The sequence below is a fragment of the Bradyrhizobium sp. 521_C7_N1_3 genome, from assembly GCF_052075975.1.
Taxonomy (GTDB): domain Bacteria; phylum Pseudomonadota; class Alphaproteobacteria; order Rhizobiales; family Xanthobacteraceae; genus Bradyrhizobium; species Bradyrhizobium japonicum.
Map to the genome: position 1 here is coordinate 3682867 of NZ_CP197232.1, position 11866 is coordinate 3694732.

Annotated in this window: 10 protein-coding genes; all 10 read left to right on the top strand. The window is 65.5% G+C overall.

The genetic code is table 11. The features are described 5' to 3' along the window. Positions 1-13: 13 nt before the first annotated feature. A complete protein-coding gene (locus AB7008_RS17095) occupies positions 14-2539 on the top strand; it encodes a circularly permuted type 2 ATP-grasp protein (protein ID WP_248882060.1) in 2526 nt (841 codons plus the stop codon). Beyond that, entirely contained in the window at positions 2536-3414 is an 879-nt protein-coding gene (locus AB7008_RS17100; RefSeq protein WP_248882061.1) for a transglutaminase family protein, read from the top strand. Before AB7008_RS17095 ends, AB7008_RS17100 begins: the two co-directional genes overlap by 4 nt. A gap of 206 nt (positions 3415-3620) precedes the next feature. Next, complete coding sequence (locus AB7008_RS17105) at positions 3621-4448, top strand: HD domain-containing protein (protein ID WP_028146934.1); 828 nt, start codon at positions 3621-3623, stop codon at positions 4446-4448. A 115-nt stretch (positions 4449-4563) separates the two neighbouring features. Then, on the top strand, positions 4564-5454 hold the full coding sequence (locus tag AB7008_RS17110) for an alpha/beta fold hydrolase (RefSeq protein WP_304493364.1): 891 nt from the start codon (positions 4564-4566) through the stop codon (positions 5452-5454). A gap of 126 nt (positions 5455-5580) precedes the next feature. Continuing rightward, the gene (gene folE / locus AB7008_RS17115; protein WP_441259129.1) at positions 5581-6207 is read left to right on the top strand and encodes a GTP cyclohydrolase I FolE; all 627 of its coding nucleotides are present in this window, start codon (positions 5581-5583) and stop codon (positions 6205-6207) included. Positions 6208-6239: 32 nt separating this feature from the next. Next, complete coding sequence (locus AB7008_RS17120; protein WP_304493366.1) at positions 6240-7763, top strand: FAD-dependent oxidoreductase; 1524 nt, start codon at positions 6240-6242, stop codon at positions 7761-7763. A gap of 128 nt (positions 7764-7891) precedes the next feature. Further along, a complete protein-coding gene (locus AB7008_RS17125; RefSeq protein WP_014496836.1) occupies positions 7892-8467 on the top strand; it encodes an HdeD family acid-resistance protein in 576 nt (191 codons plus the stop codon). 92 nt (positions 8468-8559) lie between these two features. Next, positions 8560-8784 (top strand): hypothetical protein, encoded by a 225-nt coding sequence (locus tag AB7008_RS17130; protein WP_014496835.1) that lies wholly within the window; start codon positions 8560-8562, stop codon positions 8782-8784. Between the two features lie 113 nt (positions 8785-8897). Next, positions 8898-10109: an ABC transporter substrate-binding protein gene (locus AB7008_RS17135; RefSeq protein ID WP_304493367.1), complete on the top strand. Its 1212-nt coding sequence runs from the start codon at positions 8898-8900 to the stop codon at positions 10107-10109. Between the two features lie 283 nt (positions 10110-10392). Beyond that, positions 10393-11619: an acyl-CoA dehydrogenase family protein gene (locus AB7008_RS17140; protein WP_028157198.1), complete on the top strand. Its 1227-nt coding sequence runs from the start codon at positions 10393-10395 to the stop codon at positions 11617-11619. Positions 11620-11866 lie beyond the last annotated feature (247 nt).

Sequence of the window (11866 nt, forward strand, 5' to 3'; positions counted from 1 at the left end):
CAGGGAGAGGCGCATGGGCGAGGGCGCAGCCGAACAGGACGACAAGACGGGTAAGGCGCAAGGTCAGCGCGAAGGCCAGCGCCGCCTCGCGCAATGGGTCCGCGACTATAGCCGCCTGCCCGGCATCCCCGACGAGTTCCTGGGGCCCGACGGCGCCCCCCGCGCGGTCTGGAGCCGCTTCTTCGACGCCTTCGGCGCGCTCGCGCCGGACGAGATCGAACGGCGGTTCGGCATGGCCGACCGCCATTTGCGCGAGGCCGGCGTCACCTACCGTGCGCCCGGCGACAGCGCCGACCGGCCGTGGTCGATCAGCCATCTGCCGCTGCTGATCGACGAGGCCGACTGGAAGCAGCTATCAGCCGGCATCACCCAGCGCGCCGAGCTGCTCGAGCTCGTGCTGCGCGACATCTATGGCGAGGGCCGGCTGGTCGCGGAAGGCGCGCTGCCGGCCGCCGCGATCGCCGGCAGTCCCGAATATCTTCGCCCCGTCTGCGGCGTGCCGCCGCCCGGCGGGCGCTATCTCTCGCTCTATGCCGCCGATGTCGGCCGCGGGCCGGACGGGCGCTGGTGGGTGCTCGGCGACCGCACGCAGGCGCCGTCGGGGGCGGGCTATGCGCTGGAGAACCGCCTGGTGCTCTCGCGCGCGTTCTCCGATCTCTACAAGTCGATGAACGTGCCGCGCGTCGCGCCGTTCTTCGAGGCGTTTCGCGATAGCCTGCGCGCGCGCGCCGATCGCGACGAGCCGCGCATCGGGGTGCTCACCCCGGGCAGCTTCAGCGAGACCTATTTCGAGCACGCGACGCTGGCGCGCTATCTCGGCTTCCTGCTGGTCGAGGGTGACGATCTCGCCGTCAGCGACAACCGCATCCACATCCGCACCGTTGCCGGCCTCAAGCGGCTTGACGTGCTGCTGCGCCGGGTCGATTCCAACTCGCTCGATCCGCTCGAGCTCGATGCGTCCTCGCATCTCGGCGTGCCCGGCCTGATCGACGTGCTGCGCAAGGACGGTGTCGTCGTCGCCAACATGCCGGGCTCGGGCGTGCTGGAGGCGCGCGCGCTGCTCGGCTTCCTGCCGGCCCTGAGCCGCCGCCTGCTCGGCGAAGAGCTCAAGATGCCGCATATCGCGACCTGGTGGTGTGGCCAGCGCATCGCGCGCGACGAGGTGTTGTCACGGCTCGACGAGGTCGCGATCGAGGGCGCCTATCGGCGCGGCGTTCCCGGCTTCGACAGCAATGGCCCGGTGCTCGCGAGCGAGCTCGACGCATCCGGGCGCCAGCGTCTCGTCGACGCCATCAGTGCGCGCGGCATGGACTATGTCGGCCAGGAGGTGGTGCGGCTCTCGACCATGCCGGTGTGGGAGCAGGGCCAGCTCACGCCGCGTCCCTTCGTGCTGCGTGTGTTCGCGGCCGCGACGCCCGACGGCTGGGCCATCATGCCCGGCGGCTTCTGCCGGATCGCCGAGCAGGCGGATGCGCGCGCGGTGTCGATGGGCGACGGCGCGCGCGCCGCCGACGTCTGGGTTGTCTCGGACAAGAAGGTCTCGATCGCGACGCTGCTGCCTGCGACTGACAAGGTCCGGATCCGCCGCATCGCCGGCGTGCTGCCGAGCCGCGCCGCGGACAATCTGTTCTGGCTCGGCCGCTATCTCGAACGCGCCGAGGCAACACTGCGGCTGGTGCGCGCGCTGGGTTCGCCGAGCGGGCCCAACAAGGGCACCGCGGCCTCGCTGCAATCGGCCGACCGCATCCAGCGCCTGCTGGTGGCCTGGGGCGCGATCTCGCAGGCCTCGCGCACTGCGCCGGGGCGCATCGTCGCCGAAGCGCTGCAGAGCCCGGAGCGTTTCGGCTCGGCGCTGTCGCTGGTGCGCGCGGCGCAGCGCACGGCGACATCCTTGCGCGAGCGGTTGTCGCCCGACGCCTGGCAGGTCATCACCGAGATGGCCGATCGCCTGGCCTACGAGGTCGAGGATGACGACGATGTGCTGAGCGCGGCCGAGCTGACCTTGCAGGAGCTGGCGAGCTTTGCAGGACTGGCGCAGGAGAACATGAACCGCGCCGCCGGCTGGCGTTTCCTCGATATCGGCCGCCGCACCGAGCGCGCCATCAACACCACGCGCTTCGCGCGCCAGTTCGCCTATGACGAGGCCTGCGACGAGGATCTCGATATTCTGCTGACGCTGGTGGATTCCCAGATCACCTATCGCTCGCGCTATCTGCTGGCGCCGATCCTGGCACCGGTGCGCGACCTCGCGGTGCTCGACAGCTACAATCCGCGTTCGGTCGCGTTCCAGGTGACGACGTTGAACGAGCACATCGCTTCGCTGCCGAGCCTGAAGGAGCACGGCCTGATCGAGCAGCCGCAGCGGCTCGCGGTGGCGGTGCAGGCGATGCTGGCAACCGCCGAGGCCGAGAAGCTCGAGGTCAAGACCCTGTTCTCGCTGGAGCAGGACCTGCTCAGCCTCGCCGAGGCGATCGGGCTGCACTACTTCCCGCACGGGCCCAATGCCAGCCGTCCGGAAAAGCTAACGGGGTTGGCGTGATCTACGACATCCGTCACGTCACGACTTACGAATACGAGAGTCCGGTCAGCTTCGCCCGCTGCACGCTGCGGCTGGAGCCGAAGAGCGGCAACGGTCAGGAGCTGATCTCGCACAAGGTCGAGATCCGGCCGCGCCCGTCCGAGCGCCACGTCCGCCGCGACTTCTTCGGCACGCTCACCGAGAGCGTGGTGATCGAGACCGCGCACCGAAACTTGCGCATCGACTCGCGCTCGCGCGTGTCGGTCTCGCGTCAGCCGCCGGCGCGCGATGCCGTCAGCCCGCCCTGGGAGAGCATCCGCGACATCGCGTTTGAAGCAACGAGCCTCGGGCCGTCCTCGCCGGTCGGCTACGTCTTTGCGAGCCCGCTGGTGCCGGTGCTGCACCCCGTCAGCGCTTATGCGGCCACGAGCTTTGCGCCCGGCGCAGGGATCCTCGCCGGCGCGACCGATCTCATGCATCGCATCCGCACCGAATTCCGCTACGATCCGAAGGCGACGGTGATCTCGACGCCGCTTGGCGAGGTCTTCGACAAGCGCCACGGCGTTTGCCAGGACTTCGCCCATGTGATGATCGCAGGGCTGCGCGGGCTCGGCCTTCCGGCGGCCTATGTCAGCGGCTATCTTCGTACCATTCCGCCGCCGGGCCAGCCGCGCTTGCAGGGCGCCGATGCCACCCATGCCTGGGTGTCGCTGTGGTGCGGGGCTGAACTTGGCTGGGTCGACTTCGATCCGACCAATGATTTGCTGGTCGCCAACGATCACATCGTGCTCGCGGTCGGCCGCGACTTTTCCGACGTCTCGCCGGTCGACGGCATCATCGTCGGCTCGCCGAAGCAGAAGCTCGGCGTCGCCGTGGACGTGCTGCTGGTGGAATAAAAGCGGTTTTGACGGGCCCGGCCAGGCTGTGTCGCGGCCCGACCGCAACCGTGATGGCGCAGGGCAGAACAGCAACATATTTCCGTAAATTCGTCCCGGCGTTTGGTCACTTGGCCCAAGATGGGCTATGCTGGCCGTTGCGTTGAGGACACGAATGAGACGTCGGGAGCTGGCGTGGGACACCACCGACAAGCGGGGCTGCATCCATGATGACGTTACCGAGACTGGCGGCTGAATCCCTGGAGAAGTTGCTCGGCTCGTTCATGCGTCGCAGGTACGACGATTCCTATGCCAGGGTGGTGGAGGCCTCGACGCGCACCGCGATGGAATGCATCGGCAACAGCGACGCGCTTTATCACAATATCGAGCATACGATGCTGGTGACGCTGGCGGCCCAGGCGATCATGCTTGGCCGCAATTTGCACACGCACCTCGATGCCGAGGACTACATCCATATCCTGATCGCCTGCCTGGCGCACGACATCGGCTATGTTCGCGGGCTGTTTCCGGAGGACGACGAAGACGGTTTCGTGGTCGACGAGGCCGGCACCAAGGTGTCGCTGCCGCGCGGCGCGTCGGATGCCAGTCTGATGATGTATCACGTTGATCGTTCGATGCTTTTCGTGCGGCGCCGGCTGCCGCCGATCCGCGGCATCGACAGTGAGCGCGTCGCCCGCGCCATCGAGGGCACTCGTTTCCCGGCCCGTGAAGGGCAGGAGTACGACGACGAAGCCTCGATCCTGCGCGCCGCGGACTTCATCGGCCAGCTCGGCGATCCCAACTATCTGCGCAAGGCCAACGCGCTCTATTACGAATTCGAAGAGGTCGGCATCAATCGCCAGCTCGGTTACGACTCGCCCGCCGACATCGTGAACCGCTATCCACAATTCTACTGGAACAGCGTCGCACCGCACATCCAGACCGAGATCGGCTATCTCAACAAGACCGAGATCGGCCGGCAGTGGATCGCCAATCTCTACAGCAACGTGTTCCGCGCCGAACGCGAGATCTCGCTGTCAGGCCCACAGAAATAGGGCGGTCTTGTAGCCCGGATGAAGCGCAGCGAAATCCGGGATTCGCGGATACCGGCGCCACCGGATTACGCTCCGCTCCATCCGGGCTACGAAGCCACAAATCCGCGAGTAAATCATGCAACAAAAAACCATCGCCACGGACGTCCTCGATATCGCCTATCTCGAATACGGCGCGCCGGATGGCTGGCCCTGCATCATGGGCCACGGCTTTCCCTATGATGTGAACGCCTATGCCGAGACCGCACCTCTGATCGCGGAAGCGGGGGCGCGGGTGCTTGTGCCGTGGCTGCGCGGCTACGGGCCGACGCGCTTCCGGTCCGCCGCGACGCTGCGCTCCGGCGAGCAGGCGGCGCTCGGCGCCGATCTGCTGGCCTTCATGGATGCGCTTCGTATCGAACGCGCGGTGGTCGGCGGTTATGATTGGGGCGGGCGCGCGGCCTGCGTGGTCTCGGTGCTGCATCCCGAACGCGTGATCGCCCTCGTCTCCGGCAATTCCTACAACATCCAGAACATCGCGCGTGCGATGGAGCCGGCTTCGCCATCGGAGGAAGCGGCGCTCTGGTATCAATATCTCTTCCACAACGAGCGCGGCCGCCGCGCGCTGGAGCGCAACCGGCGCGGCTTTGCGCGCCAGCTCTGGGCGATGTGGTCGCCGACATGGGGCTTCGACGACGCGACGTTCGAGACAAGTGCGGTGTCGTTCGACAATCCTGATTTCGTCGATGTCGTGATCCACTCCTACCGTCATCGCTATGGGCTGGTCGAAGGCGATCCCGCCTATGCCGCGATCGAGGCCAAGCTCGCCGCGCAGCCGCCGATCCGTGTTCCGACGATCGCGGTCGACGGCGACAGCGACGGCGTCAATCCCGGCACCGCCCATCACGCGCCCAAGTTCGAAGGCATCTTCGAACGGCGTGTCTTCGCTGGAGCGGGCCACAACCTGCCGCAGGAGCGGCCTGCGGAATGGGCCCGCGCCGTGCTCGACGTGCGGAAAGCAGCCTCGTAAAGCCCGGCTTTCCCGCCCTGCTGCCCGGACGCCCGATTTTTCGCGACTTCGGGAACCTTTTCCGATTGCAGCCGTCCAAGCTGAGGGACCGCCAGATGTGCGCGGCTCATTGCAGGGAGGCTATTGATGAATTCACATGCGCGCAGGTTGGAGGGCGTCGCGGTGGCGCAGCTGCCGGGCGAACGGCCTGGCAGGGCCGAGGTCGAGCAGGCGGTCCGGACCATGATCCGCTGGGCGGGCGACGATCCCGCGCGCGACGGTCTGCACGACACGCCGGACCGGGTTGCGCGCGCCTTCGAGGAGTATTTTTCCGGCTATGCGCAGGATCCGACCGAAATCCTGCAAAAGACTTTTGAGGAAATCGAAGGCTATGACGAGATGATCGTCCTGCGCGGCGTTCGCTTCGAAAGCCATTGCGAGCACCACATGGCGCCGATCGTCGGCCGCGCCTGGGTGGCCTATATCCCGCAGGGGCGCGTCGTCGGCATCAGCAAGCTCGCGCGGGTGGTAGACATCTACGCAAAACGCCTCCAGATCCAGGAGAAGATGACCGCGCAGATCGCCAATACGATCAACGATGTATTGAAGCCGGAAGGCGTCGGCGTCATCATCAAGGCGACGCATCACTGCATGACCACGCGTGGCGCGCATAAGCCTGGGACCGATCTCGTCACCAGCCGCATGCTGGGTGTGTTCCGTGACAACGCGCTGACGCGTCAGGAGCTGTTGAGGCTGGCCAATTCGGACGCGTGATCCGCGCGGGCCGAGCTGAAGGAGACGACACCATGACCGAGCACAAGACGCCGAGCGGGCCGGACCTCACCAGGGGCGTGTTGCTGAGCGCGTTCGAGGACGGCAAGCTGCTCGGCCATGTCGGCGAGGAAGACATCTTGCTGGTGCAAGCCGGCAGCGAAATCTTCGCCATCGAGCCGTCCTGCAGCCACTACCATGGCCCACTCGCCGAAGGGCTGGTCGTGGGCGACACCATCCGCTGCCCCTGGCATCACGCCTGCTTCTCCTTGCGCACCGGCGAGGCCACCCGCCCGCCGGCGCTGAACGCGCTGGCGGTCTGGGAGGTCACGCGCGACCAGGACAGGATCTCGGTTCAGCGCAAGCGCGAGATGCCGCAGCCTGCAGCGTCACATCGCAGCGCGCCGACGCCGGAAAAGTTCGTCATCGTCGGCGGCGGTGCGGCCGGCTTTGCGGCCGCCGAGACGCTGCGGCGCGAGGGCTTTGCCGGCGCTATCACCATGCTGAGCGATGACGGCGCGATGCCGGTCGACCGGCCGAACCTCTCCAAGGATTACCTCGCCGGCAGTGCACCCGAGGATTGGCTGCCGTTGCGGGGCGAGGACTATTATCAGGACGCGGGCATCGATCTCAGGCTCAACACGAGTGTTGCAGCGATTGATCCGAAGGCGCGCATCGTCACGCTCGGCAGTGGCGACAAGCTGCCGTTCGACCGGTTGCTGCTCGCGACCGGTGCCGAACCGGTCAAATTGCAGATTCCGGGCGCGGACCAGCCCGATGTGCACACCTTGCGGACCGTCGCCGACAGCCGCGCCATCATCAAGGCGGCCGGCAGCGCGACGCGCGCGCTGGTGATCGGCGCCAGCTTCATCGGCCTCGAAGTCGCGGCCTCCTTGCGGGCGCGCAAGCTGGAGGTGCATGTGGTTGCCCCCGAGCAGCGGCCGATGCAGCGCGTGCTCGGCCCCGAGATGGGCGATTTCGTCCGCGCGCTGCATGAAGACAATGGCGTCCACTTTCACCTCGAGGACACCGTGGAAAAGCTCGAGGGCAAACGCGCCACGCTGAAGAGCGGCAGCGTGATCGAGGCCGATCTGGTCGTGGTCGGGATCGGTGTCAGGCCGCGCCTTGTGCTCGCCGAGCAGGCGGGGCTCGCCATCGATCGCGGCGTCAGCGTGAACGAGTATCTCGAGACCAGCGCATCAGGCATCTTCGCGGCCGGCGACATCGCGCGCTGGCCCGATCCGCATTCGGGCCAGAACATCCGCGTCGAGCACTGGGTGGTGGCGGAGCGGCAGGGCCAGGCCGCGGCGCGCAACATGCTCGGCAGGCGCGAACGCTTCGACGCCGTGCCGTTCTTCTGGTCGCAGCACTATGACGTTCCGATCAACTATGTCGGCCATGCCGAGAGCTTCGACGACATAGCGATCGACGGCAGCATCGACAGCAGGGACTGCCTGCTGAAGTACCGCAAGGGCGGGCGCGTGCTGGCAGTTGCTTCGATCTATCGCGATCTCGATAATCTCAAGGCCGAGCTCGACATGGAGCGCTCGCGCGCGTGAGGCGCCCCGTCCGCCCTTGACTTAAGTCAATGGGGGGTCCCGCGGGGCTGCTCTACTGGCTGTTGTCCCGGCGCGGCTCGTGCTATCCTGAGATGTGCCTTGGGACTTCGCATGCAGGAGTAGCCGTCATGACAAGTGCTTCGGATACGTCTCCAAACTTGGGTCTTGGGTCCGGCATTGCTGCGCTGCACGCCAAATGGGGCTGGATCGTCGCCCTCGGCGTCGTCTATCTCATCACCGGCTTCATCGCGCTCGGCAGCATGATGATGGCGACGGTGGCGAGCGTGCTCGTGGTTGGTGTGATGATGATCATCGCCGGGGTCACCGAGGTGATCGGCGCGTTCCAGATGAAGAGCTGGGGCAAGTTCCTGATCTGGGCCTTGCTCGGCGTGCTCTATATCGTCGCGGGCTTCCTGACCTTCGAGAACCCGTTGTTCGCCGCGGTGCTGCTCACCTTGTTCCTCGGCGCGTCGCTGCTGGCCTCGGGCGCCGTCAGGCTGTTTCTCGCCTTCAGCATGAAAAGGGAAAGCCCGTGGGTGTGGGTGGCGCTGTCTGCGGTCATCACTCTGCTGCTCGGGCTCTTGATCCTGGCGCGCTGGCCGGTCAACAGCGTCTATATCCTCGGCCTGTTCCTCGGCATCGACCTGATCATGGCCGGCGCCGGCTGGGTCAGTCTGGGCTTTAGCCTGCGGCGGCGCCATTAAGGCTTGATCCGGAGAAGGACCGTGGTCGCCCAAGAGCGCGATGACCGTTCATCCAGATTTCATCGCGCGTCGGGCGACGCTGAGGGATTGTCATGCGCTGGTTTCATCTCGCCGTGATCGTGTTTTTCGCCGCAGCGACCATCGTCTTCGCCGTGCAGAATCTCGACACGGTCACGATCTCCTTCTTCAAGATGAATCTCAGTCTGCCGCTCGCGCTCCAAACCCTCGTTGTCTATCTCGTTGGAGCCGCGACCGGCGGCAGCCTGTTCGCCCTGCTGCGGCGTTCATACGCAGGTTCGAAACGAGACGTCGAATGAACCAGCAACTCGACGCAAGACCATCTTGCGGAACTCCGCTGAGCTGACGTGCTGGCAAAAAGCAGCACGCCGCGCGGTCGCCTCGCGTGGACGATCATCACCGGGGAGAAACCATGAGAGCCGCTTTGGTCCTGGCCGCAGCGCTGGCTGCCGCCTGCCTGTCCACGCCCGTCTCCGCGCAAAAGTCCTACGGTCCCGGTGTCAGTGACACTGAGATCAAGATCGGCAACACCATGCCCTATAGCGGTCCCGCATCGCCGCTTGGCATCACGGGCAGGGTCATCTCCGCTTATTTCGACGAGGTCAACGAAAAGGGCGGGGTGAACGGCCGCAAGCTCAATCTCCTGTCGCTCGACGACGCCTTCTCGCCGCCGAAGACCATGGAAGCGGCGCGGCGGCTGGTCGAGGGTGACGGTGTCGCCTTCATCTTCGCGACCATGGGCACCGCGCCGAGCTCGGCGATCGCAAAATATCTCAACAGCAACAAGGTGCCGCAGCTCTTTTTGATCAGCTCGGCCTCGAAGTGGAACGATCCCGCCAACATGCCGTGGTCGATGGCGCTGCCCTGGGCGCCGAACTACACCAGCGAGGCCGCGATCGACGTCGCCTATGCCCGCGCCAAGAACCCGAATGCGCGCTTCGCGGTGCTCTATCAGAACGACGACGCCGGCAAGGAATATTTTCGCGGCGTCAAGGAAGCGCTTGGTGCCGACGCCGACAAGGCGCTCGCGATGGCCTCGAGCTTCGAGGTCACCGATCCCACCGTCGATTCCCAGGTGCTGACGCTGGCCAACACCAAGGCCGACGTTTTCATGATCTATTCGGTGACGCCGCGCGCCTGCGCGCAGGCGATCCGCAAGGCCCATGAGGTCGGCTGGCAGCCGACGCGCTTCCTCGCCTCCGGCTGCGCCAACAAGGCGACCGTCATGGTCCCTGCGGGCCTCGATGCCGGCAAGGGCGTGCTGTCGCTGGGCTCGCTCAAGCCGTTTGTTGAGCAGCCGAAGGACGACCCGGCGATGACGTCCTATATCGACTTCATGAAGAAGCGCCTGCCCAATGCCGACATCAACAACGTCGCCGGCCTCTATGGCTACACCGTCGCCGAGGCGCTGGTCGTCCTGCTCAAGCAGTGCAAGGACAATCTGACGCGCGAGAACATCATGGCGCAGGCGGCGAACCTCAAGAACGTGCCGCTGTCGCTGTTGATGCCCGGCATCACGCTCAACACCACACCGCAGGATTTCCGCCCGATCAAGGACGGCTATATGCTCCAGTTCGACGGCAACGACTGGATCGTGGCGAGCGAGCTCTTGCGCGGGACGTGAGACTGAGTGAGCCAGCGTCTCTCCGCTAGCTCGGAAGCGTAGGGTGGGCAAAGGCGCCCTTGCGCCGTGCCCACCACCTATCAATGATTCGAGAGAAATGGTGGGCACGCTCCGCTTTGCCCACCCTACGAGACTGCATCCGTCTTGCAGACACCGGTGTTTCCACAACGTCATGGCCGGGCTTGTCCCGGCCATCCACGCCTTTCCGCACGGCACGAAGAACATGGATGCCCAGGACAAGCCCGGGCATGACGACCTCAAAAGTAGCGAACAGGAGAACCCCATGGACTTTCAACACTCCGCCCGTTCGCTGGAGCTGCAGGAGCGCGTTCGCCAGTTCATGCGGACGCATGTCGAGCCGGTCGAGGAGCTTTATTACGAGCAGGTCAAGCCGGAGGCCACGCGCTACAAGACGCCGCAGATCCTCCAGGACCTGAAGCGGCTGGCGCGGGAGCAGGGGCTCTGGAACCTGTTCCTGTCAGGCGAGCACGGCCAAGACCCTAACAACACTGGCCTCACCAATCTCGAATATGCGCCGGTGAAGGAGATCATGGGCCGCATCCTCTGGGCGCCCGAAATCTTCAACTGCTCGGCCCCTGATGTCGGCAACATGGAGGTGCTGGCGAACTACGGCACGCCGGCGCAGCAGGAGCGTTGGCTGAAGCCGTTGCTGGAGGGGCGCATCCGCTCCGGCTTCTCGATGACGGAGCCGCAGGTCGCCTCCAGCGATGCCACCAACATCCAGTGCGAGATCAAGCGCGACGGCAGCGACTACGTCATCAACGGCCGCAAATGGTTCACGTCAGGCGCGATGAACGAGGATTGCGAGATCCTGATCGTGATGGGCAAGACCGCGCCCGACGATCCCGACCGCCATCGCCAGCAATCCATGATCCTGGTGCCCAAGGCGACGCCCGGCGTGCGTATCGTTCGCGATATGCTGACCTACGGCTACGACGACGCGCCGGTCGGCCATCCCGAGATCGTCTACGAGAATGTCCGTGTACCGGCCGAGAACATCCTGCTCGGCGAGGGCCGCGGCTTCGAGATCGCACAAGGCCGGCTCGGCCCCGGCCGCATCCACCATTGCATGCGCCTGATCGGCTGCGCCCAGCGCGCGCTCGAATTGATGTGCCAGCGCTCGGTGTCGCGCACAGCCTTCGGCAAGCCGCTCGCAGACCAAGGTTCGGTGCGCGAGGACATCGCGCACTCCTTCTGCGAGATCGCACAGGCGCGGCTGCTCACCTTGCAAGCTGCCGACAAGATGGACCGCGAAGGCAACAAGTCCGCGCGCGACCTGATCGCCGCGGCCAAGATCGTGGTGCCCAGCATGGCCGCCCGCGTCATCGACCGCGCCATCCAGATCCACGGCGCGGCCGGCGTCTCGCAAGACACCTTCCTCGCCCGCGCCTACGTCTATGCCCGCTTCATCCGCATCGGCGACGGCCCCGACCAGGTGCACCTTGCCGCGGTCGGCAAGGAGCTGATCAAGCGCGGCGGACAGTTTTGAATTTGGTTGCGTTGCTTCCTTCAGTACGCACGCCATTGGGCAATGGAACTACTGCCGCGGGACCCACTACGGTGTTACCCATACGCATTTTGCAATTGTCTGCGGCCTCACAAATCTTGCTAACTCTTTCAGCGGCCAGCGCAGAATAATTGCACTGGTGTTGTAAGCGTTTGGAGTTTCATTGTTGAGATTAATAACGACTGCAAGCGAATTTGGCTGCGTTGCGCCTAGGGAACACAGGTCCAAA